Origin of the sequence: Rothia sp. HMSC061E04 (assembly GCF_001813685.1) — a bacterium.
GTDB lineage: Bacteria > Actinomycetota > Actinomycetes > Actinomycetales > Micrococcaceae > Rothia > Rothia mucilaginosa.
Window position 1 is genome coordinate 260,986 of sequence record NZ_KV813698.1, and the last position, 22,918, is coordinate 283,903.

Consider the following 22,918-nt stretch of genomic DNA (forward strand, 5'->3'; position numbering starts at 1 on the left):
TCAATACAACGCTTCGGGCGGCCTCTTTTATCAGAGACCGCCCGAAGCGTTTATTCTATGCGTCCTCGCGCTATAAGAGGCGAGAAGTTGAGCGTTTAGATTTCGCCGTTGACCACGACAGGTTCAGGAACCAGGGTCACGCCAAAACGTTCACGCACGCCGTCGCGCACAGCGCGGGCGATAGCGAAGATGTCCTCAGCGGATGCGCCGCCGCGGTTCGTAATCGCCAGGGTGTGCTTGGTCGACAGGCTTGCGCGGCCCTGAGCGATTTCGCGGGACTCACCCTCCAGGCCGAAGCCCTTCTCGAAGCCTGCGTGCTGAATCAGCCAAGCAGCCGAGAGCTTCACGTGATCGGGGTCCTCGACACCCGCGGTGAACGGGGAAGTCTTCACGACCACCGGGAAGTTCGGGGCGCCCTCCGGCAGGGAATCCAGGGTCGAGCGCGGAACGATCGGGTTGGTGAAGAAGGAACCGGTGGAGAAGGTGTCACGGTCCTCGGGGTTGAGCACCATGCCCTTGGAACCGCGCAGCTCCAGCACCTTTTCGCGTACCAGGGCGGATTCGGCGCGCTGGCCGGGCTCAACGCCCAGGCTCCTCGCCAGCTCGGCGTAACGAATCGGGGAAGACAGGCTACCGAGGGTGAACTGGAAATCAACGGTCAACACCACGTAGCGGGGCGAGCCGTTGACGGTTGCGCGCTTAAGCACCGAGTCGCGGTAGCCGAAGCGCAGGTCTGCGCTCGCGAAGGTCTTCCGAGTGTTCTTTTCGCGGTCCCAGGTGTGTACGGAGGCGATGAACTCTCCCACCTCAACGCCGTATGCGCCGACGTTCTGCACGGGGGTTGCACCCACGGTGCCGGGAATACCGGAGAGAGCCGCGGGGCCAACCCATTCGTTCTCGATGCTGAGCTTCACGAAGTCGTCCCAGATGGTGCCCGCCTGCACGCGCACGTTCGCGCCGCCGCATGCGGGGATGGGCAGAATCTCTACGCCTTCGGAGGCGATGTGCACGACGGTTCCGTTGAAGCTTTCGTCGGAAACCAGCAGGTTGGAGCCGCCGCCCACGATGAGGACGGGTTCGCCTGCGGCGTCTGCAGCGGAGACTGCTTCGATAATTTCTGCTTCGGAGGTGGCGCGGACGTAGGTCTTAGCGGGGCCGCCTACCTGGGCGGTGGTCAGTTCGCTCAACAGCTTTTCAGTCATAGGTTAAGAATACCGGTCGTTGTGCGGGGTCAGCACCCACCACGCGTTAAAGTCATGAAAACCTTATGGTGATTTTGCCTTCATTTTCCGGCGCGCCTCCCCACAAAAAGAAGCGCCGCCACCCGCCAGCGAGCGCGCAGCCGAACAAACAGCCGAGCGCACAAAAGCCCCGGCACCACCTCATCGGGGTAGCGCCAGGGCTTTCGCATAGTTGCTTTCACATGGTTGCTTTCACACGGCTATCTGCAAGCACAGAAACTCTATGCCGAGAGACGAACCACAGCCTGGCTCTTCATCAGGACCTTCTGCTCCTTGCCTTCCTCATCACGAGCGGTGACGGTCAGGTCAATGCGGGCGGTGCACTCCTCCTCATTCAGGGCACCCACCTTACCGCTAATGGTCAGGGCGTTCGTGGGGGTGTCGGGGTTTTCGCCGCCGGGTGCATCCGCCACGGGAACGGGCTTGGTGAATCGAGTCTGGTAGTCCACGATCGCGCCGGGGTCGCCCACCCAGTCGCTCACGAGCTGCACGGCGGTACCCATGGTCAGCATGCCGTGAGCGATCACGCCGGGCAGGCCCACCGACTGTGCAAAACGCTCGTTCCAGTGAATCGGGTTGAAGTCACCGGATGCGCCAGCGTAACGCACCAGCGAAGCGCGGGAGAGCTCCACGGTACGCGAACCGATGTCCTGGCCCTTTTCAAGATCTTCAAAACGCACCATTAGTTTTCCTCCTCAGCACGAACCAGCAGGGAAGAAATGCAGGTGGTGACCGGCTCGCCCTGCGCGTCAACGATTTCTTCGCGGGTGGTCAGCATTGCGCCGGCGCCCATAACGCGCACGGAGTCCACGTGAACTTCGGTGCGTAGCTCATCACCGGCAACGATGGGGCGGTGGTGGGTGAAGCGCTGGTCGGCGTGCACCACGCGGGAGAAATCAATACCGGCGGAATCGTCGTTGATGAGTGCCGCGTCGGCTGCCTGCGCCAGGATAATGGCGAAAGTCGGCGGGGCAATCACATCTGCGTACCCTGCCGCGCGGGCTGCCTCAACGTCGTGGTGGAGGGGGTTTTCTGCGTGAACTGCTCGGGCAAATTCGCGGATCTTTTCGCGACCGACAACGTAGGTGTTCTCGGACGGGTAGACCCTGCCCACAATCTCAGGGTTAATGCTCATGATTTCAGTCTACCGTTCTTGTGCACAGTGTTCAGCTCAAACGCACAGAGTGGACAGACCACTGTACAGGTAACCGGCGTGCAGGCAACCAGCGTGCAGGCGTGCAGTATTTCGTCGCATTTTTACCTGCTAGCGAAGGCCCCTACCCATCCAGCCCAAGCAGGCGTAGGCTGGACGGGTACCCGCAATCTATTTCAGAAGGAAAAGTTATGTCTTCCAACGTAAAAATTTCGGTGCTTGACCTGATGCCGCACCGCCCCGACCAGAGCCAGCACCAGACCATGCTCAACACCATCGATGCCGCCCGCGCGGCTGAGTCCTACGGCTACGAGCGTTTCTGGGTCGCTGAGCACCACAATGCCGGCTCCCTGCTGTCCTCGGCGACCGTCGTGGTCATGGCGGAGATCGCCGCCGCAACCGAGCATATTCGCGTGGGTTCGGGCGGCATTATGCTCCCCAACCACGCACCCTACGTGGTGGCGGAGCAGTTCGGTACCCTCAACGCATTCCACCCCGGCCGTATTGACCTGGGTGTGGGCCGTGCGCCCGGCACCGACCCGATGACCGCCGCCGCTCTGCGCCGCGACGATTCTGCCGCCATGAGCTTCCCCGCCGAGGTGCAGCAGCTGCAGCGCTTCCTGGGCGAGCCCTCCCCCATGCACCGCGTGCACGCCATTCCCGGCCAGGGCTCGAAGGTGCCCCTGTACATTCTGGGTTCTTCCCTGTTCGGTGCGCAGCTTGCCGCACAGCTGGGTCTACCCTACGCATTCGCTTCGCATTTTGCGCCCGCAATGCTGCAGGAGGCAGTGGACGCCTACCGCGCGAACTTCAAGCCCTCGGAGCACCTGGAACAGCCCTACGTCATGGTGGGTGCAACCGCGATGCTCGCCGATACCGATGAGCGAGCACGCTACCTGTACACGACCCAGCAGCAGCATTTCCTGGGTGTGGTGCGCGGCAATTTGTCTTTCGCACCTCCCGTGGAAGATATGGACGCCGTCTGGACCGACGCGGAGAAGATGCACGTTGAACGCATGACCGCTGAGGCAATCGTAGGCTCTCCCGCCACCGCCCAGGCTCGTATTGAGGACCTGGTGGCGCGCACGGGCGCTGACGAGCTTATCGTCATGACCGAGGCGTGGGAGCACGAGGACCGCCTGCGCTCCTACGAGCTGCTGTCCCAGCTGCCGGTGGTGCGCCGCGCCTCCTAACGCTTAGATCAGAGCATAAAGACGAAGCCCCCGAGTTTTTCTCGGGGGCTTTGCTATACCCGGCATGCTCTACCCGGCATCGAGCCGTTCGCTAAGCGCCTGCAGACCGGGTTTCAGGCAAAGAAAATTGGCAAACAAAAAAGCCTGCCTCCGAAGAGACAGGCTTATCTGAGCCCCGACCGGGAATCGATCCCGGGACCTCCATCTTACCAAGATGGCGCTCTACCACTGAGCTATCGGGGCGTAGCGGTGGACGGGCTCGATCCGTCGACCTCACGATTATGAGTCGTGCGCTCTAACCAGCTGAGCTACACCGCCAAATCATTAATACGTGCTCTCGCATGAATTAATGAGAGAGCCCCGACCGGGAATCGATCCCGGGACCTCCATCTTACCAAGATGGCGCTCTACCACTGAGCTATCGGGGCAACAGGTAAAACTATACAGGTCTTCAAGAATGCTCGCAAGCGGAGAAGCTATGGCATACACCACATTTAACGTTTTCCTGTTTTCCGCCCTGCCGCATGATAGCCCAGCTTTGACCAGGCACCACCGCAACAGCTGACGCAAACACATCAACACACAAATACATAAAGACCGGCAGGAGAGCTCATCACTCCCCTGCCGGTCTTTGACTCATATGCGGACGACAAGGCTGCTAGCCGATAGACTCAGCAAGCTCCTCCTACCGCAAATTCAGGCTTAGCTGAAATCTTAGTAGCGCTTGCCGCGGCCGCCGAAGTCACGGCCGCCGTCACGGTTACCGCGGTAGCCGCCATCACGGCGGTTATCACGGCCACCGAAGTCACGGCCACCCTCACGGTTGCCACGGTAGCCACCCTCACGGCGGTTATCACGGCCACCGAAATCGCGACCACCAAAGTCACGGTCATTGCGCTTGCCACCGAAATCGCGGCCGCCACGCTTGAAGTCGCGGTCACCGTCACGGTTACCGCGGTAGCCACCTTCACGACGACCACCCTCGCGGCGATCGAAGTCGCGGAAACCGCCCTCACGACGGCCACCACCGAAGCTGCGGCCGCCGCCGCCACCCTTGGGACCGTTGTCCTTACGGATGTTGATGAACTCGCCAGCAATCTTGGTGTCGCGCAAGCGATCGAAGAAGTCGCGGGGCAGGTCCTCGGGCAGGCCAACAATGGTGAAGTGCTGGCGAATGTCGATGGAGCCAATCTGGGAGCCCTTAATGCCACCCTCGTTAGCCAGCGCACCCACAATAGCACCTGCGGTCACGCGGGAGGAACGGCCAACGTTCAGCTTGTAGTTGACCATACCCTCATCGTTGTGCGCGCGCTTTGCCTTACGTCCGCCGCGGTCCGAATCATCGTCAGAGAAGGGGCGAGAGTTACGGGCAATATCTTCCTCCTCATCCAGGAAGAAGGGGCGACCCTGCTGAGCGATAATAGCCAGTGCGGCTGCAATGTCCTCAGCGGTGGTGTCGTGCTCGTTCTCATAGTCCTCGATAATCTGGCGGAAGAAGCTCAGGTCCTCAGACTCGATGGTCTCGGTAATCTGCTGAGCGAAGCGCTGCTTACGGGTCTCATTCACTGCCTCTGCGGTGGGCATGTGCATCGGCTCGACCTTCTGGCGGGTTGCCTTCTCGATCTGACGCAGCATGTACTTCTCACGCGGGGTGACAAAGAGGATTGCTGCACCCTCGCGACCTGCACGGCCGGTACGACCGATACGGTGCACGTAGGACTCGGTGTCGTGGGGGATGTCGTAGTTGACGACCAGGGAGATGCGTTCAACATCCAGACCGCGTGCCGCTACATCGGTTGCAACGAGGATGTCGATGCGGCCGTCACGCAGGGCGTCAACGGTGCGCTCACGCAGCTGCTGGGGGATGTCACCGTTAATCGCTGCTGCCGCGAAACCACGTGCCTTCAGCTTGTCGGCAACTTCCTCGGTTTCCTTCTTGGTGCGCACGAAGACGATAATGCCGTCGTAGTTTTCGACCTCGAGCACGCGGGTCATTGCATCCAGCTTGTGGGAGTGCATGACCTGCATGTAGCGCTGAGTAATATTTGCGCTAGTGGTGGTCTTAGCTTTGACACGAATCTCAGTGGGATCATTCAGGTACTGCTGAGCGATCTTGCGGATCGAGTTGGGCATGGTTGCGGAGAAGAGTGCAACCTGCTTGGTGTCGGGGGTGCCTTCGAGGATCTTTTCCACGTCTTCGGCGAAGCCCATGCGCAGCATTTCGTCTGCCTCATCCAGCACCAGGTACTGCAGGTTGGACAGGTCCAGGGAGCCCTTTTCCAGGTGGTCAATCACGCGGCCAGGGGTACCGACAACGACCTGTGCGCCGCGGCGCAGACCGGCCAGCTGCGGGCCATAGGGGGAGCCACCGTAGATAGGCAGAACGGTGAAGTCCGCCATGTGGGTTGCGTAGGAGGAGAAGGCTTCTGCAACCTGCAGAGCCAGCTCACGGGTGGGTGCCAGAACCAGAACCTGGGTGTCGCGGGAGACGCCGTTGATGTCGGCGAGTTCAGCCATGCGGGACAGCGCCGGCAACGCGAATGCTGCGGTCTTACCGGTACCGGTCTGTGCCAGACCAACCACGTCGTGGCCCTCAAGCAGCAGGGGGATAGTCTGTTCCTGGATGGGGGACGGCTTCTCGTAGCCAACCTCTTCCAGGGCAGCCAGGACGCGGCCATCCAGGCCCAGGTCGGTGAAGCGTACGCCTTCTTCTTCAGCCTTTTCGGCGGTTTCTTCTGCGGCGGGTGCTTCTGCAGTAGTTTCTACGGTGGTTTCTTCTGCTTCTACAGCAGTGCTCCCAAGGGTATTCTCGGTGGTCACAACGGCCTCTGCCTCGGCATTCAGTTCGGCCGGGGTAGCAGTATTCTCAGTCAATTTTTCCTCTATACGGTAGGGGTGGAAGCGCACGCTTTTCGGCGCTTACCGGGTGTCCCCTTCACGGCCCAGCCACACATCATCCCCTGGGGAGTAGAACGTCCAGGGAGCCTCCGTTACCGGCACATTCTGCAGAGGTATTCTGCGGATGCTACGGGTAGCGGCTTTTGCTGGGGGTGGTCTTGAATTTCTCTGCACATTATCCGCACGTCTACTCATACTCTACGCTCGGCACACAGTAGTCCCTGTGATACAGGGGTGTACAGGGTGGATAATGCTCACATGTAATATCACGTATTCCTGGTGGTTCGCCTTCTCGCTCTACGGCGGTGGTGTATCTGTTACAGCAGACGTAGCAAAGACGCTGGACCAGAGATCGTTAAGAGAAGCCCGCGTGTACGGTGTAAACCGCAAGTTTATGGGGCATATCAATCGGTGATGGTGAGTACGGCGCACCTACAATTCCAGCACCACCTTGGGTGCTGGGTGCGCACAAGACCTTCATCGGGGGTTCCCGTGTTCTACCTAGTGTACCGTAGCGGCACCTATCTGACCTCAAAAGGTGCTTAAAACCTCATCTCTTAACGGCGAGCACCCACCCTCACAGCCGGAGGGCAGGCGCTTTTCAGGCACGCATCATGCCTATGTAGTCCTCGGATTAATCTACGCGCCGCACAATATCAATCGTGCCAACGGTCGCGTACTTCGCGTAGGAGTGGCGGTAGCGGTCAGCCGCATACTGTGCGGCATTGGTCGGCGGGTTGCCACCCCAGGAGTTGCTCATGCGGTCGATGACCACGTAGTCGGGGGCAGGCTCACCATCATGTCCAATCCAGTAGACGGTACGACCAGGAATCAGCTGAGTCAGAATCGACAGGTCAGATGCGACCGATACCCCTTCGGGTACCTTCTGGACGGCGTCCTGCTTCATCTGGTCAGTCCTAGTCAGCGCGGAGGCGGTGAACTGCGCATTACCCAGGGATGCGAGGGGCTGCTGGGAGCCGGGCATAAAAATCGGGGATGCAGCAAGGAAGAGCGCCACGGCGGGTAGAGCCCACACGGGCATGCGGCGTACCGTGGCGGTGAGGCGGCTGGGCTGGGTGTTGGTCTGAGGTTTCTGTGCGGAGGCGCTATCGATTGCGCGCGTAGCCGAGCGTATCGGAACCACTGCGGGAACCACGCCGTAGCGTATCCGCATGACGGCGTCAAGCAGGGCGAGGAAGACGATGGGCATGAGCACGAGCGAGTAGTGCCAGGTGCTTGCCCAGTAGGACTCCATGGTGGAGAGCAGACGCCAAGCAAGGGTCGGTAGAACTATTGCCGCGAGCGGAGAAATCACCCAGAGGACTGCCCCGGTAATGAGTAGCAGGCTGAGGGTTGCCAGCTTGGTGTTGTTGCTGAGCATCTGCAGTGCCGAACCGAAGGGGTCGCCCAGAGCCGCAGAGAAATTCACCTTGTCTGCATAGTCGAAGTGTCCCCCACTGTTGAAGTAGGGCAGAATCACGTAGATGGCAACGGCCGACCAGAATACGCCCCAAATCATGACCATGGTCGATTCGGCGACGGCGGGGGTACGAGCCCAGGAGGAGTAGAGCTGATGCACGCGGATTCGCATCGGGGCCGGGGTGCCCACAGAGAGGCGCGGCATCAGAATGTCTACGGCGGTGCTCAGCCAGCCGGTGCGGATAAAGATAATGAGGCCGATGGCTGCGACAGTAATGCCCATATCTTCTTTGACGAAGGCAATGGGTAGAGCCCACCAGCAAGCATAGGCGAGGTAGCGTGCGCGTTCGGTGCCGCTCACGCGAGAGGCGAGCACCAGGTAACCGAGGCTCATGGCGAGCAGCGGCACGGCGAAGGCTACTTCGTGGAATTGGGCGGCGATAGCTTGCTGAACGCCAAAGCTGAGGGCGAATCCGGCGCCGAGTAGCAGACCGGTGATGGTCGGGATAACGCCCTGAAGTTTTGCGGATTGAACGTTCTGCGTCGGTTCGCTCTTCTGCGCATCTTCAGTTTTCTGCGTATCTTCAGTTTTCTGGGCGAGCGCGAAGGCACGCTGAGTGAAGCGCACAATGGCAAAGCTTGCGAAGGCAACCAGGGCGTTCTGCACCACCAGTAGCGTGGTCGGTGAGGGGAACAACGCATAGACAGGTCCCAGGAGTACCAGAATCGGGTGGAAGTGATCACCCCAGAGGTTAAAATTGGGCCCCTTAATAGGCACGATGGGTACAGAGAAGTGCGAGTACGCCTGTGCCATCTGGGTAAAAATCGCTAGATCCCAAGAGGGGGTAATCCAGTGCTTCATCTGTTGCAGCGAATAGTAGGTGTACAACGCCATAACGGCGGCGGATAGCAACAGACCGGGTAGTAGTTCTAGGGGGCGGATGCTCTTGACGCGCTCGGTAAGGGACTGACGCGACTGTTTCTTGGCGCGCTGAGTACGGCCCGCGCTGGTGGCGGTACTGTTCTTCTGTTCAGGTGCGTCAGTATTCGAGGATGCTTCTTGTGCTTCCGCTGCCATAGGCGTCCTTCTCTCGGGGTGCATGTCCGGGCTGTAGGCGCCCTTGTGAACGGGCAGAACGCATAGCCTATATAGTGCCGGTGGCGGTGTTTGCGTTCATTTCTGCTCTATCTTTTAGGGTATCGCATTAGCGGTGTGACTGCTCTGCCGGGTATTTCTGTCACTTTAGCTGAGGGGCGTATATTGGTTGGGCATCGTCAATGAGGGAATAGACTGGTGGGGTGAGTACGATTCCTCCTGTTTCTCCGCATGGCCGCTCCGAAGCGGATGCACGGCACACCCGGCATCCTTTGGCGGCAGCTGGTGTACCCTATGCACCGGCGCTTGCGGATGCTCTTTACGAACCACGCATTCAGATTCGTACTCTCTCCCCCGCTGTTTCGTCTCTTCCGGGCGTTCTGAGCCCGGAGGTGTGCGAGGTTGTGATTGAGCCGCATGTTCCGGTGCAGTTGGTGCAGACGTTGGGGTCGCTACGCCGCGGTGCCCAGGATCTTTCGTATCGTGCGCTGAGCCGCGCGGATGGTGCCGAAAGGATTTGGTTGACGGCTCGCACGCCGTTTCATGAGTTCCCGGCAGTGCTGTACGCCGAACGATTGGGGCAGCCCGCTAAGCTTCCCGAGGCCCTCCCCTCCCTACATCGCCTGCTGATGCGCCCGGTGCGTATTCGCATCTGGGTTTCTTATAGTGCCGCTAATCAGCAGATGCAGGCGCGAGCCGACCTTCAGGCGTTAGCGCAGGAAATGACGTACTGGCTGGGGTTGCACGACCCCGCTGAGCAGTTCGGCGCGCTGTCTTCTTTTGAGTCTCTTCCGTCCCGTGTTCAGCAGGCCTGGCGGCAGAATCCGGGGCTCCGCCTCAGCGCCTCGGGGCAGCTGGACCGGCAGATGCTCAACGCCATTGTGGAACAGCGCATCACCCAGACCGAAGCGTTCAGAGCCCTGGGCTGGGTTCTGCGAAAGTACGGTTCCCCCGCCCCTTTAACCGGGTTGGGGCATCAGCCGGAAGGAATGCGCGTCTACCCAAGCGCCCGGACCCTGGCGATGATTCCTACCTGGGATTGGCATCGGGCCGGTGTTGATAAAAGCCGCTACGACGCTGTGTACGCTTACGCTCGTTCCGCAGAATCTCTAAAAAACATTGCGGCAGAAGGCGACATCGCGCTACTGGCGCGAAGCCTGCACACTGTGCGCGGTGTGGGCCCGTGGAGTATTTCCGAGGCCCTGCAACGGGTGTGCGGGCACCCTGACGCCATCAGCGTGGGCGACTACCATCTGGCGCACGCGGTCGGTGAGCTGTTCACCGGTCAGCGCACCGATGATGCGGGAATGCTCACTCTGCTGGCGCCCTTTAGCCCGCATCGGCAGCGTCTGGTGCGGCTCATGCATGCTTCAGGCTTTTCGAAGCAGCGCTACGGGGCGCGCATGACCATTGAGGATCACCGCGACCGCTAATGCTCCTGCACCCTCACGAGGTTAAAAGGGGACGGGGCGCCCCTGCCGGTTGTGCCGGCGGGTACACCCCGTTCAAGCTCTTTTGTAGTGTTGAGCCTTACTTCTTCTCTGCAGAGCCCTCTGCTGCTGCGATCTCTGCACGGACCTTGTCCATGTCGAGCTCGCGGATCGAACCGATTACGGTCTCCAGCTGGTCTTCGCGCAGTGCGCCAGCCTGCTGGTAAACCAGGATACCGCCACGGAAGCCCATGATGGTGGGAATGGAGGTGATGCCTGCTGCCTGAGCAAGCTGGCCCTGGTCCTCGGTGTCGACCTTGCCGAAAACAATGTCACTGTGCTTCTCCGAAGCCGCCTCGTAGACGGGAGAGAACTGCTTGCAGGGACCGCACCAATCTGCCCAGAAGTCCAGGAAGACGATGTCGTTGCTCTCGACGGTAGCAGTCAGGTTCTGCTGAGTAATTTCAATAGTAGCCATGAGATAAAGCTACACCCTCAAGACCCCAATCGCTAATTGTTCGCCCTGGGATTCAAACATTGTGAAAGATATGACAAATTGCGGTCATAGTAAGTACTTTTCGCGGCTGTTTCAGCCGGTTTACGGGCGTGCCGCGAATACTCTGGCGAATGCCCTCATAGCCGAATAATGGAGGCGCCCGACTCGGCAGGCGAAGCCCCTTGGTTATCCCCTACAGCGTCCTGGGGAAAGCCCCCAATGTGGGCACCAAGAAAATACGGGCTCAACCGTGGAAGACCACTATGGTAGAAGATCTTCGCAGTGGAAAGCGGCTTGGCTAGAAAGCGGCTACGGGATCCACCCTGAAACTAGTTTTAGATACACAAAAACCCGGTTACTTTTGTAACCGGGCTATTTGTGGCAGGTGAGGGATTCGAACCCCCGTAGGCAGTGCCAGCTGATTTACAGTCAGCCCCCTTTGGCCGCTCGGGTAACCTGCCGCCTAGCTAAGTGCTAGTTGCTCGCTCAAGCGAACAGAGACTACTCTACAGCAGTTTTAGAGACTTGTACACTTCACATAGGGTTTTGTGACGAAGGTTATATATCTGGTTGCATTTATCGTCTTTTCATCACGCAAGAGCATCATCACACGCTCACCGCGCACCCATATCTATCGCACACATCTATTGCAGCGCGCGTGCTCTCACCTTATGAATAAAGCCGTGAATAAAGCCATCACCTACAGCAGTTTTAGAAGGAACGGGAAGGAATATCGCCATCCTGTTCAAGCAGAAGCACAATCTCCAGGTGCTCCAGGTAGCGGCGCGCCTGCTCCACAGTACACATGTCACCGGCAATCTCACGTTCCAGATCACGGCGAACACCACGGAAACGTGCCACCAGTGAAGGCTCAGTCAGAGTAATACCAATGCCTTCAAAGGGAGAATCCTTAGATTCTTCCGAATGTGGGTCAAGGTGAATATCGTTGTGGTCAGACTCGCTGAGGCGCTCAGCCTCAGGAATATCTTCGGGCTCAGCACCCAGAGAGGTATGTAAGTCAATGAAGAGCAGGGTTTGCAGATCGCGAGCTTCCTCGCTCGTGTGTGCGTCCGTTACAGACAGATTATGAATGGTCATATCTCCATTGTCCTCTTTTTAGGTTGGTAACACCTGTAAAACAGGCCCGTATTTCTGTTAGTTAGCTGTGAACAAGAGCCCCAACCCGGTAGGCTAGTACTAACCGGTGCCAGAAGCACCTCATTCACGAAAGGAAAGCCCATGGCTAGCGAATCGTCATTCGACATTGTGTCCAAGGTGGACAAGCAGGAAGTTTCCAACGCACTGCACCAAGCGCAGAAGGAGATCTCCCAGCGTTACGACTTCCGCGGCGTTGGCGCAGAAATCGATTACTCCGGCGACAAAATCCTCATCAAGGCAAACGCCGAAGAGCGCGCACTGGCAGTGCTGGATGTTTTCCAGTCCAAACTGGTCAAGCGCGGCATCTCCCTGAAGTCCCTGGACTCCGGCAAACCCTACGCATCCGGCAAGGAAACCCGCATCGAGTGCTCCATCAAGGAAGGCATCGCACAGGATCAGGCAAAGAAAATCTCCAAGATGATTCGCGAAGAGGGCCCCAAGGGCGTGAAGGCGAACATCCAGGGCGATGAGCTGCGCGTCTCCTCCAAGTCCCGCGATGACCTGCAGGAAGTCATTGCAATGCTCAAGTCCGCCGACCTTGAGGTTGACCTGCAGTTCACCAACTACCGCTAAGCTCATGCACTCCCCCGCGAGGGAGCACGGTTAGAGACCAATACATAAAAACCTCGGGGTAACTACTTCCACAGTAGCCACCCCGAGGATTTTTTGTCTGCCGACCCGTCATCGCGGGTCACAATCGTCACCCCGGGTCATATTCATGCAACGCCATATTCATAGAGCGTCACATTCAAGCCCGGAGACGAGGGCGAGAAAAGACTTAGTACTGACCCATCTCACGAGCCTGCTGCTGCAGACGCGCAATACGCTGATCCATCGGCGGGTGAGTAGAGAGCATATTCTTCAACGAACCGAAGGGATTCGCAATCATCATAGCGCTTGCCGCCTCGGTATTGCGGTTGTTCGGATCCATCGGATACATGGACACACCGCTCTCCAGCTTGTGCAGCGCCGAGGCCAGAGCCAGCGGGTCGCCGGTCAGACGTGCGCCGTCCTCGTCGGCGTCAAATTCACGGGTGCGACTAATAGCCATCTGAATGACCTGCGTAGCAATGGGAGCCAGCATGGCAACCACGAACATGGCGAGGGGGTTGGTGCGTTCACCATCGCGATTGGATCCACCGAACATCGCCCCAAACGAGAGGAACTGAGCCACAGTACCGATGATAGAGGCGATACCCGCCGCAACGGAGGAGGTGAGGATATCGCGGTTGTACACGTGCATCAGCTCGTGGCCGAGCACGCCGCGCATCTCGCGCTCATCCAGCAGCTGCAGAATACCCTCGGTGCAGCACACCGCCGCATTCTGCGGGTTACGACCGGTTGCGAACGCATTCGGGGTCATAGTCGGCGCCACGTAGAGGGCAGGCATGGGCTGACCCGCGCGGGAGGACAGCTCCTCCACAATGTCGTAAAGCACCGGAACCTCTTCACGACTAACCGGGTATGCATCCATGGAACGCAGGGCGAGCTTATCGGAATTCCAGTAGGTGTACGCGACCGAAGCCAAACCGAACAAACCCATAATCCAGATGAAAATGGAGGAGCGGAAGCTCACCGAGAGCAGACCGCCAATGAGCAACATCATGCCCACCATGGAGCCCATCAGCAGGGCAGTTTTAAATCCATTGTTATGACTGTGCATGGGTATCCTCCTGAGCAAATAGGTCAGCGTGTACTTGACTCTATAGAGTACGTGTAAGCACCCGCCAGCGCACCTTATGGCACGCGGATTCACCCAGAGCGTCACCGGCGCACCGAACTATGCGGAAGGTGTTAGGGAATGGCACCCGGGATATTCACCAGGGGCACCTGCTCCATTACCTGAGCCGTAGCAGTCGGGAAAATACCGAGCAGCAGAATCGTGCCGTAAGCACCCAGGAAAAGGGTGAAGAGCAGACCAAGCATCAGCTGCCCCTCCAGATCAAAACCGGTGGTAGTACTGCGGTATTGACCGTAAATTACGGGGGTCACGATGGGTACACCAAAGAGCAAAACCATCAGCAGAATGTAAATGGGATTTGTGAAGTCGTATACCATGCCCCTATCCTCCTTGATGGTAATCGCCGGTGCGGGTTACTCTAGGTTCTTTGATTGTACGGCATCTTTTTACACCCGAAGCAGAGGGGGGCGGAGGGGCACCACAGAGTGGATGAAAAGGACACTTCACCGGCTTATTATGAGTTTTTCATAAGATAATTATGAACTTCTCATAATAATGTGTAGACTTATACCTATGACCGACGCAAAGACAACCTCCGATACGAAGAAGACCCAGCATCCAGAACACCACAATACTGGCTGTGCCCACACCACCGGCCTACCTCTGCTCCCCGCAATGAGCCCCGAACAGCTCGAAGAAGCATGGACCACCGGCCTGCGCGCCAAGGGCCGCCGCGTCACCAAGCAGCGCCTCGCCGTACTCCATGCAGTACAGGATCACCCGCACTCCACCGCCGACACCATTGTGCAGGCAGTCCGCGAGCGCATCCCCGCCATCACTGTTCAGTCGGTCTACGTGATTCTTGCCGATCTGACCGATATCGACCTGTTGCGCAAGTTTGAGCCGCCGGGAACCCCCGCCCTCTACGAAACCCGAACGGGCGACAACCACCACCACGCCTTCTGCGTACGTTGCGGCAAGGTCGAAGACGTGGACTGTGCGGTCGGTTCCGCGCCTTGCCTGACTCCCAGTAATTTTCATGGCATGGCGCTCTTTAGCGCAGATGTACTGTATCGAGGCGTCTGCGCAGGCTGTCAAACTGAGGCAGAAGCAGAACTGGCGAAGAGCCAGATGCAAGCCGCAGCGAGCGTTCAGCACTAACGAACCACATTCCCACACCTTACTCCGGGCGTGAAAACAGCCCCTCGGTGTTCGTTAGTTGCACCCTAAAACAGGAAGAATGCTCATCGAAAACCACATAGCATCACCAAAAACACAAGGAGAAGCAAATATGTATCAGACCCCGCAGAACCCCATTCATCCCGGTTCTTACACCACCACGAGCACTGGCACGCCGGTGGCTTCAGATGATCATTCGCTCACCGTGGGCGCCGATGGTCCCATCGTTCTGCACGATGCTTACGCTGTTGAAAAGCTCGCTCAGTTCAACCGTGAGCGTGTGCCCGAGCGTGTGGTGCACGCGAAGGGAACCGGCGCATACGGCTACTTTGAAACCACCGAAGACGTTTCGCAGTACACCCGTGCGGCGCTCTTTCAGCCCGGCGTTAAAACCGAGCTGCTGATTCGTTTCTCAACCGTGGCGGGCGAATCCGGCTCCCCCGATACCTGGCGTGACCCACGCGGTTTCGCGGTGAAATTCTACACCACCGAAGGCAACTACGACCTGGTAGGCAACAACACTCCTATCTTCTTCATTCGCGATGCCATTAAGTTCCCCGACTTCATCCACTCGCAGAAGCGTATGCCCGGTTCGGGTCTGCGCGATCACGATATGCAGTGGGATTTCTGGAGCCTCAATCCGGCATCGGCGCACCAGGTAACCTGGCTGATGGGCGACCGCGGCCTGCCCCGCACCCTGCGCCACATGGACGGCTTCGGCTCTCACACCTACCAGTGGATTAACGCCGAGGGCGAGCGCTTCTGGGTTAAGTACCACTTCAAGACCGAGCAGGGCAACGAGTTCTTCACCCAGGCTCAGGCCGATGAAATGGCGGGTAAGGATGCTGACTTCCACCGCCGCGACCTGCGCGAGGCTATCGAGCGTGGCAACTACCCCGCCTGGACGCTCTATGTGCAGATCATGCCCTATGAGAGCGCGAAGACCTACCGTCTTAACCCCTTCGATCTGACGAAGGTGTGGCCGCACTCGGATTACCCGCTGATCAAGGTGGGTCGCATGGTGCTGGATCGCAACCCGCAGAATTTCTTCGCTGAAATCGAGCAGGCAGCCTTCTCCCCCTCGAATTTTGTGCCCGGTATCGCGGCTTCGCCCGATAAGATGCTGCTCGGTCGTATCTTCTCCTACCCGGATGCGCATCGCTACCGCATCGGCACCAACTTCGCACAGCTGCCCGTGAACGCACCACACGCAGCGCCGGTGAACAACTATTCGCATGACGGTTCGATGCGTTATAACTTCAACGACCCCTCCGTTCCGACCTACGCGCCGAATAGTCTGGGTGGACCGCATGCGGATGCGGAACGCGCTGGCGAAGGTAGCTGGGAGTCTGATGGCGAGCTGGTACGCACCGCCTACACCCTGCGCCCGGATGATGATGATTTCTCGCAGGCTCGCACCCTCTACGAGGTAACCATGAACGACGAAGAACGCGAACGCCTGATCAGCAACATCTCCGGTCACGTAGGCGCTGTTCGTTCCGACGAGATTCGTGAACGCGCGTTCCAATACTGGGATAGCGTTCACCCTGAGCTCGGTTCTCGCGTTCGCGAGGCCGTGGCAGCCGCCGCATCTGGTTCATAAGATACGGCAGCGTCTGTTCTCCTGTAGACTCGAGAACATGACGCACAGCTGGCTACTACTATGGGGTCGGTGACTTTCAGTGAGGTTGAGTCACCGGCCCCATATTTTAAACCCGTTTGCAGGATTACAACCCTCTCCAAACACAAAAATCGCCCGGAAGAGACAACACCGTGTGGGTGTTTCTTCCGGGCGATTTTACGTGACGGGTTTTACGAACTATGCGGATGCACTAGCACCAGCGGGAGAAGCGCCGAAGACCGCTTCCTGTCCACGCACAATATCGAGGAGCTCGCGAATCTGCGCCGCGCTCAACACAGTGGAAGGGTTAATTGCGTTCACCTTCACGCTCGGTGCGCCAATATCCAGGGCGTAACGCAGAATATCCAAGGCATTTGCCGAACGCGCCTCAACATGCGGGTCCAGTGCCGCAATCTCAATGGGCGAGGTGAACACCAGTAGGCTCTGCGGGTTGCCATTCTCATCCGGGTCAAACACGAAGGAGGTACCAGACGGGTCGGCCGGGTCAACACCCACCAGCAGCACGGACGCCGGGGACGCCAGCGAGCCGAGCAGCATCTGCATGTTGTCCTGCACAAGCGCCATTTTTGCACCGTCATTGCGGGGAGAAGTGACAATCCAGTGCACCTGAGCGCGCTCAATGTAGCACTCATGGTCAGTACCGGGGTCAACCACGATCAAGTCCAGCGCCTCATTGCTGAGGAAGTCAATGAAGACCTTCATCGCCGGTTCACGCAGAATCAGCTCATCCCCCTCGGATTCCTGACGCACGTAGCTCTTGCCAATGTGCTCGGAGGAGGAGAACACGCACAGCGCCTGCATGCTGGTCTCTGGCATCCGAATGACCTGGTGGGCCAGCACCGATTCGGGGCCCATTGCGTCCGTCTCGGAAGGAATCAGCAGGGAACCGGTCGCGTCGAGCAGAACGTCACCACCGAGCATTGTACGAACCACGTTAATGAGGGTTCGCTCCTGCACGTCGTTACGGAAGGTTTCCAGAGCGGAGACCAAGTACGGGTTCGGAATCTCATGCTCGTTCGAAGACAGCGCAGCTACGGCAGAGTGGCGGGCACGGCCCTCCATACGCTCACGAGCCCACGCGGGGACAAGCGAAGCATCACGTGGGAACTCAGCCAAGTGCTCACGCACGTCGGTTGCGGTCAGGGTGCCTTCATTCTTCCAGCTAGCAGGCTCGTCGTCACGGTTGTAGGAGGCACCCACGCTGAACTGCGGGTTGGGCCAGTCAGTAGCCGCAACCACGATGGAGGCGGTAAACCAGGTGCCGCGGTTACCGTCGTAGGCAGCGCGCTGCAGCTTGCGGACCTCAGCAATAATGGGTGATCCATCCTTGAGCGGGCCGATGGTACCGATGAACTCTTCACCGTTGCGGAATTCACGCACGCGCACGAAAATCTGACCTACCAGAGGTTTGACGTCCAGCACCATTTCGCTCCAGCCGGGGTCAACACTAACGACATCCAGCAGCCAGCTTCCAATGTTGTTCAGCGCGTCCTGGATGCGCGCGGCACGGCTACTCGTCTCGGCGAGGCGGGGTTCAGTCATAGTTCATATATCCTTGAGTGTGATTACGGCGCGGCTGGAAGCATCCGTGTCCGGTCGTAGTGTCGGCTTACAGGGTGCCGGAAGAAGCCGTCCCTTCGATTCTAACGAACACGGGCACTCCACGCAGATAGTTTACGCCGGAAGATATATGCTCTACCTCTCCTTCAGAGCTCTTGGATACGGCTCAATCAGGCACCTTATAGCCCAATACGCCTAAAGCGCACATTAAAACCGGGGATACACGGCATGGTGAACGCTAAAAGGTTGATAATCTTGAAGCATGACGAATTCTCTGCAGGACCTTATCGACGCATCGATTTTTATCTCCACCGAGTACCAGGCTCGACTCGCCGAGCTCGTGGGTACCTCCGAGTGGAATGTGGATTTCACTTCCCAGTCTCTGGATTTTGACTCCACTCCCCCGCTCTCGCTCAAGCCGCATCTACTGGGCACTGAATCTGAGAACCGCGGTACTTGGATTTGGTCTTGGCAGCAGCTGGGCTACTTCCCCGACTCCGTTGTTTCTGCCGCTATTCAGGCTCGTGAAACAGGTGAGCGTGACGGCTTGGTTGAGCTGACCACCGACGAGCTGCCCCTCTCCGAGTCTCTGGCACGCCGTCTGACCCTGGCGACCAAGACCATTAGCGGCCTGTACACACACTACCCGCTGCCCGCAGGTGCTGGTGTGCGCGCATGGACCTTGCTAGAGGGCGCTGAGCTGACCCTCGAGGCACCGACCTACAAGGGTATTGGCCGCGTCATTGCTAAGACCCTGCAGAGCGAAGAGGTACACAACCAGGTTCTGGCGGTGGACTCCTACGCTCAGCAGCGTGGCTTCCACATTGCCTGGGATACCGAAGCAACCGCAGTGCTGACTGCAACCGACGGCGCCCTGCGCCTGTGGTTCGACGAGGGCCGAATCAGTGGCATCGAGCAGGCTGAACCTCAGGTTGGCCCCGAAGTTCTGGAGCAGTGCGCAGCTGCTGCCGCACAGCGTCGCGAATCCCTTGCAGCACTTCGGGCCGAGATTGAGCGCGTGGCAGCTGCTGAGGCAGCGGCTCAAAACGCACAGCGCGAGCAGGAGGCGGCAGAACGCGCCGCTGCACGTGCCGAAGCTGAGGCTGAGCGTGCCGCAGAAATTGCCGAGCACGCACCGGTCGCAGAGACCGAGGTTGCCGGCGTTGAGAGCACCGAGAACCTCTACCCCACCGACGAGGCTCCCTTCGATCAGGACCCGGCAGAGCACGTAGAGCCCGGCCTGGTTACCGTGGAGACCCTGCCTGGCGAGTACGAAGCAGAAGAGACCGAGCAGGCTCGCGTCTACACCGACGAATCCATCGGTACCGAGCAGCCCGAGCACAAGACCGTTGAGGCTTCTGGCGAGTACGTTAAGGTTAAGGAGCCGGTCGCAGCTGAACCTGTTGCTGAGCAGCCCGTCGAGGTTGAGCAGAAGGAAGCAGAGTACGAGGAGCAGCACGTGGAGCCCATCCGCAGCTCTGGTGCAACTCCCGACCTGCAGGCAGAGCACAAAGAGGCAGCCCGCCGCGAGCAGGAAGAATCTGCACGCCACAAGGCAGCGCAGCCCAAGAAGAAGGGCTTCTTCTCCCGCTTCTTCGGCCTCTAAACCGAATACGCAACATTCCTCAGGCGCGGTATCCTCGTGGTACCGCGCCTGAGGCGTGCCCGGCAGGTAGAGTACCCCCAGTGCGATTCAAAGCCCCCGCTGGCGCATCCCGAGGACTAGCATTAGAAGAACGTAACCGAGAACTTAGTTCAGAAGAAGAAACCATGTCAGAAACACAGAAGCACACCACCCGCAACGGGTTCATCGCCATCATCGGCACCTACATTATTTGGGGTCTGCTCCCCCTGTATTTTGTGATGATGGCGCCGGCAGGCCCTATTGAGATTGTCGTGGCGCGTGTGGTCTTCTCCCTCATCTTCTGCGCCCTGCTGCTACCGATTTTGAGGGTAACTGCAGACTTCCGCCGTGCGCTACGGGACCGCCGCATCATGCTGGTGCTGACGGCGGCATCATTCCTCATCTGTGCGAACTGGCTTATCTACGTGATGGCGACAACCAGCGGCCACACCATTGACGTGTCCCTGGGATATTTCATTAACCCACTGGTCTCCGTGGTGCTGGGCGTCATCTTCCTGCATGAGCGCCTACGCCCGGCACAGTGGGTATCTGTGGCGATTTCCTGTATTGCGGTGCTGATCATGAGCCTCATCTACGGCCAGGTGCCCTGGACGGGTCTGGGCGTGGCGTTCACCTTCGGCATCTACGGTCTGCTGAAGGCACGCATCGCCCACGATGTCAGCCCCATTATTTCGCTGTCTCTAGAGACTTTCATCCTGGCGCCCTTCGGTGTTGCCGCCCTCTTGGTGCTCAACGCGCAGGGACAGATGACTCTCCTCAGTGAGGGTCCCGGACACTTCTGGCTTCTCGCCTCCACGGGTGTGGTCACCGTTGTGCCGCTCATGCTCTTTGCTGCGGCCACCAAAGCTCTTCCGCTTTCCGTCATCGGCATGGTGCAGTACCTGGGCCCGACCATCCAGTTCGTTCTGGCACTGACCGTTCTGCACGAGCAGATGAGCGCCGATAAGGTGCTGGGTCTGAGCCTCATCTGGGTCGCTCTCGTCATTTTCACTGTGGATGCGTTGCGTGCCTCCCGTGCCTACCGCGTCTCCGCGCTGTCCGACCCGGAAACCGGCATGATCCCGCTCGTGCAGGCTGAAGACGTACAGAGTAAGTAGCTCTCCCTACCCCGCGCAAAACGCAGTCCCGCATAAAACACAGTGATGCCCCGCAGGCGTTAGCCTGCGGGGCATCACTGTGTATCGCGTTCACACTCTAAAGCTCAGAACCCTGAGCTTCAGCAGCATCATCGAGAGCATCCAGATCCGGCTGACGGTGCAGGTTCAGCAGAGCCAAACCCAGGCCACCCCAGATAATCAGGATTGCCACAATGAGCATCACAATTGCGGAGATAGACATGAGGGCTCCTAACGGGTAATGGTCGAATCAACGTGGCCGTGCTCCACCTGACCGGCAATCACCGGAGGCGCCGGAGGCTCTTCAGCAGCACGAGACTTCTTCGACCAGGGCAAGAGAGAAACAACAATCGCGCCAACCAGCAGGAGTGCACTCATACCCCAACCGAAAATAGCCAGCATATCTGCCGGGTAACCCTCATAGGGGGTTGCCACAAGCTTAATGACGCTCTGAATCAGGGAGTAGCCCAGAATCAGCGGGGTCACGACAGCCAGCAGAATCATCCAAATCTTGCCAGCCTTGATGGAGGAGTAGCGGTTCAGGTGCTCAGCCAGAGCCGGCAGTGCACGCACCACGTATGCAACCACGATAATGGCGCACAAGCCAGCTGCCAGAATACCGAAGAGGTTCACGAAGTTATCGAGAATATCAAGCACGTACAGACCGGTGGTGGTCGGCATCAGCAGTAGCGAAATCAGAGCCATCGGAACAACCACCAGAATGGTAGATGCCAGGCGGGACGTCGCGAACTTGTCCTGAATACCGGCAATAATCACCTCAAGAATCGAGATGAGGGAGGTGAAACCAGCAAAGAGCAGGGAGCCGAAGAAAAGGATACCGATTAGCACGCCGCCGGGCGCCTGAGAAATAATGGTCGGGAACGCGATGAACGCCAGACCAATACCGCTGGTTGCAACCTCGCTCACCTGGGTGCCAGCAGCCTGAGCCATAAAGCCCAGAGCCGAGAACACACCAATACCCGCCAGAAGCTCAAAACCGGAGTTCGCGAAACCAACCACAGCACCGGAACCGGTCAGGTCAGTCTTAGGCTTCAGGTAGGAAGAGTAGGTGACCATAATGCCGAAGCCAATGGACAGCGAGAAGAAAATCTGACCGTAGGCAGCAACCCACACATCGGGGTTAGCCAGGGAGTCCCAGCTGGGGGTGAACAGAGAGTTCAGACCATCAATAGCACCGGGCAGGGTCAGGGAGTAAATCACCAGACCAACGAACATGATGAGCAGAATCGGCATGAAGACAATGTTGGCGGCGCCAACACCCTTCTGAACGCCCAGAGCCATCACAGCCAGCAGCACACCCCAAATCAGCACCATGGGAACCAGAACATCCATGTTGAAGTCCAGGGAGACACCGGGGGTGTCTGCAACCTTCAGGAACTCACCCTGGAAAAATGCCTTCGGGTTATCGCCCCACGCATTAGTGAAGGAGAAAACCATGTAACGTAGCGACCACGCCACAATAGCGGCGTAGTAGATAGCAATCACGAAGTTAATACCCATGTGCCACCAGCCGATGAACTCGGTCTTACGGTTCAGACGGCGGAAAGCCAACGGGGACGACGCACGCGCACGGTGACCGATAGCGTAGTCAAAGAAAAGGAAGGTCAGACCGGCGGTCAGCAGGGCGACAATATAGGGAATCATGAAGGCGCCGCCGCCGTTATCAAATGCGATGTAGGGGAAACGCCAAATATTGCCCAGACCAACAGCAGAACCGATGGCGGCAAAGATGAAGACGCGACGGCTGGAGAAGCCTTCGCGCTTCGTGGGCGCCTTAGGGGTAGATGCTCCCATAGTTGTAAACCTCGAATGTGTGGGGACGCGGATGGTTGGGGCGAGAATAACCCGTCGGAGTGATTGGGCTCTGCTCGCGTCCAGAAATAGTAAACGGCTCTCCAACACGGGTTGGGTGTGGGAGCCGTCAGGCGTCTGAGGGGTGGATGTGCACCTCGGACATGCCTATAAGGTTTACCTTAAAGGTAGGGGTCGGT

19 protein-coding genes and 4 tRNA genes are annotated in these 22,918 nt (G+C 58.5%); 7 read left to right on the forward strand and 16 right to left on the reverse strand.

What is annotated here, in order from left to right; translation table 11 throughout:
• Window positions 1–95: 95 nt before the first annotated feature.
• From HMPREF2927_RS03975 to HMPREF2927_RS03985, 3 genes are all read right to left on the reverse strand, one after another.
• The gene (locus tag HMPREF2927_RS03975; protein WP_070685742.1) at window positions 96–1,202 is read right to left on the reverse strand and encodes a UDP-N-acetylmuramate dehydrogenase; all 1,107 of its coding nucleotides are present in this window, start codon (window positions 1,200–1,202) and stop codon (window positions 96–98) included.
• Window positions 1,203–1,462: 260 nt separating this feature from the next.
• A complete protein-coding gene (locus HMPREF2927_RS03980; protein ID WP_070685744.1) occupies window positions 1,463–1,924 on the reverse strand; it encodes a MaoC family dehydratase in 462 nt (153 codons plus the stop codon).
• A complete protein-coding gene (locus HMPREF2927_RS03985) occupies window positions 1,924–2,376 on the reverse strand; it encodes a MaoC family dehydratase N-terminal domain-containing protein (protein ID WP_005504824.1) in 453 nt (150 codons plus the stop codon). The genes HMPREF2927_RS03980 and HMPREF2927_RS03985 overlap by 1 nt, the downstream gene beginning before the upstream one ends.
• A gap of 209 nt (window positions 2,377–2,585) precedes the next feature.
• Here HMPREF2927_RS03985 and HMPREF2927_RS03990 point away from each other — a divergent pair, with 209 nt between their 5' ends.
• Window positions 2,586–3,587 carry an LLM class flavin-dependent oxidoreductase gene (locus HMPREF2927_RS03990; RefSeq protein WP_070685746.1) on the forward strand — a complete coding sequence of 334 codons (1,002 nt, stop codon included), beginning with the start codon at window positions 2,586–2,588 and terminating at the stop codon, window positions 3,585–3,587.
• A gap of 171 nt (window positions 3,588–3,758) precedes the next feature.
• Here HMPREF2927_RS03990 and HMPREF2927_RS03995 read toward each other — a convergent pair.
• From HMPREF2927_RS03995 to HMPREF2927_RS04015, 5 genes are all read right to left on the reverse strand, one after another.
• Window positions 3,759–3,830 (reverse strand) — tRNA-Thr (locus tag HMPREF2927_RS03995).
• Between the two features lies 1 nt (window position 3,831).
• A tRNA-Met gene (locus tag HMPREF2927_RS04000) sits at window positions 3,832–3,905 on the reverse strand.
• Between the two features lie 38 nt (window positions 3,906–3,943).
• A tRNA-Thr gene (locus HMPREF2927_RS04005) sits at window positions 3,944–4,015 on the reverse strand.
• 286 nt (window positions 4,016–4,301) lie between these two features.
• Window positions 4,302–6,461, reverse strand: a complete 2,160-nt coding sequence (locus HMPREF2927_RS04010; protein WP_070685748.1) for a DEAD/DEAH box helicase — start codon at window positions 6,459–6,461, stop codon at window positions 4,302–4,304.
• Window positions 6,462–7,119: 658 nt separating this feature from the next.
• Window positions 7,120–8,982 (reverse strand): DUF2079 domain-containing protein, encoded by a 1,863-nt coding sequence (locus HMPREF2927_RS04015; RefSeq protein WP_070685749.1) that lies wholly within the window; start codon window positions 8,980–8,982, stop codon window positions 7,120–7,122.
• Between the two features lie 221 nt (window positions 8,983–9,203).
• On the opposite strand from HMPREF2927_RS04015, the gene HMPREF2927_RS04020 reads away from it, so the two are divergent.
• A complete protein-coding gene (locus HMPREF2927_RS04020; protein ID WP_070685750.1) occupies window positions 9,204–10,433 on the forward strand; it encodes a DNA-3-methyladenine glycosylase family protein in 1,230 nt (409 codons plus the stop codon).
• A gap of 97 nt (window positions 10,434–10,530) precedes the next feature.
• Here HMPREF2927_RS04020 and HMPREF2927_RS04025 read toward each other — a convergent pair whose 3' ends face one another.
• The 3 genes from HMPREF2927_RS04025 to HMPREF2927_RS04035 form a co-directional block, all read right to left on the reverse strand.
• Window positions 10,531–10,908, reverse strand: a complete 378-nt coding sequence (locus HMPREF2927_RS04025; RefSeq protein WP_005504813.1) for a thioredoxin family protein — start codon at window positions 10,906–10,908, stop codon at window positions 10,531–10,533.
• A 397-nt stretch (window positions 10,909–11,305) separates the two neighbouring features.
• Window positions 11,306–11,387, reverse strand: a tRNA-Tyr gene (locus HMPREF2927_RS04030).
• 250 nt (window positions 11,388–11,637) lie between these two features.
• Complete coding sequence (locus tag HMPREF2927_RS04035; RefSeq protein WP_070685751.1) at window positions 11,638–12,024, reverse strand: hypothetical protein; 387 nt, start codon at window positions 12,022–12,024, stop codon at window positions 11,638–11,640.
• A gap of 141 nt (window positions 12,025–12,165) precedes the next feature.
• Between HMPREF2927_RS04035 and HMPREF2927_RS04040 the strand changes: the two genes are divergently transcribed.
• A complete protein-coding gene (locus tag HMPREF2927_RS04040; RefSeq protein ID WP_070685752.1) occupies window positions 12,166–12,657 on the forward strand; it encodes a YajQ family cyclic di-GMP-binding protein in 492 nt (163 codons plus the stop codon).
• 205 nt (window positions 12,658–12,862) lie between these two features.
• Here the strand turns inward: HMPREF2927_RS04040 and htpX are convergent, their stop codons facing one another.
• Window positions 12,863–13,747, reverse strand: coding sequence for a zinc metalloprotease HtpX (gene htpX, locus HMPREF2927_RS04045; protein ID WP_070685754.1), 885 nt, complete (start codon window positions 13,745–13,747; stop codon window positions 12,863–12,865).
• A 131-nt stretch (window positions 13,748–13,878) separates the two neighbouring features.
• Window positions 13,879–14,142, reverse strand: a complete 264-nt coding sequence (locus HMPREF2927_RS04050) for a hypothetical protein (protein WP_070685756.1) — start codon at window positions 14,140–14,142, stop codon at window positions 13,879–13,881.
• A gap of 196 nt (window positions 14,143–14,338) precedes the next feature.
• On the opposite strand from HMPREF2927_RS04050, the gene HMPREF2927_RS04055 reads away from it, so the two are divergent.
• Window positions 14,339–14,926, forward strand: a complete 588-nt coding sequence (locus HMPREF2927_RS04055) for a Fur family transcriptional regulator (protein WP_070685758.1) — start codon at window positions 14,339–14,341, stop codon at window positions 14,924–14,926.
• Between the two features lie 130 nt (window positions 14,927–15,056).
• Window positions 15,057–16,547: a catalase gene (locus tag HMPREF2927_RS04060; RefSeq protein ID WP_070685760.1), complete on the forward strand. Its 1,491-nt coding sequence runs from the start codon at window positions 15,057–15,059 to the stop codon at window positions 16,545–16,547.
• 216 nt (window positions 16,548–16,763) lie between these two features.
• Here HMPREF2927_RS04060 and HMPREF2927_RS04065 read toward each other — a convergent pair whose 3' ends face one another.
• Window positions 16,764–18,128, reverse strand: a complete 1,365-nt coding sequence (locus HMPREF2927_RS04065) for an SseB family protein (RefSeq protein WP_070685761.1) — start codon at window positions 18,126–18,128, stop codon at window positions 16,764–16,766.
• 280 nt (window positions 18,129–18,408) lie between these two features.
• On the opposite strand from HMPREF2927_RS04065, the gene HMPREF2927_RS04070 reads away from it, so the two are divergent.
• Both HMPREF2927_RS04070 and rarD read left to right on the forward strand, forming a co-directional pair.
• Entirely contained in the window at window positions 18,409–19,752 is a 1,344-nt protein-coding gene (locus HMPREF2927_RS04070; protein ID WP_070685763.1) for a DUF6882 domain-containing protein, read from the forward strand.
• Window positions 19,753–19,916: 164 nt separating this feature from the next.
• Window positions 19,917–20,888 carry an EamA family transporter RarD gene (gene rarD, locus HMPREF2927_RS04075; protein WP_070685765.1) on the forward strand — a complete coding sequence of 324 codons (972 nt, stop codon included), beginning with the start codon at window positions 19,917–19,919 and terminating at the stop codon, window positions 20,886–20,888.
• A gap of 97 nt (window positions 20,889–20,985) precedes the next feature.
• On the opposite strand, the gene HMPREF2927_RS08905 is transcribed toward rarD, so the two are convergent.
• Window positions 20,986–21,129 carry a methionine/alanine import family NSS transporter small subunit gene (locus HMPREF2927_RS08905; RefSeq protein WP_083311170.1) on the reverse strand — a complete coding sequence of 48 codons (144 nt, stop codon included), beginning with the start codon at window positions 21,127–21,129 and terminating at the stop codon, window positions 20,986–20,988.
• Between the two features lie 8 nt (window positions 21,130–21,137).
• The gene (locus tag HMPREF2927_RS04080; protein WP_070685767.1) at window positions 21,138–22,721 is read right to left on the reverse strand and encodes a sodium-dependent transporter; all 1,584 of its coding nucleotides are present in this window, start codon (window positions 22,719–22,721) and stop codon (window positions 21,138–21,140) included.
• Window positions 22,722–22,918: the final 197 nt, after the last annotated feature.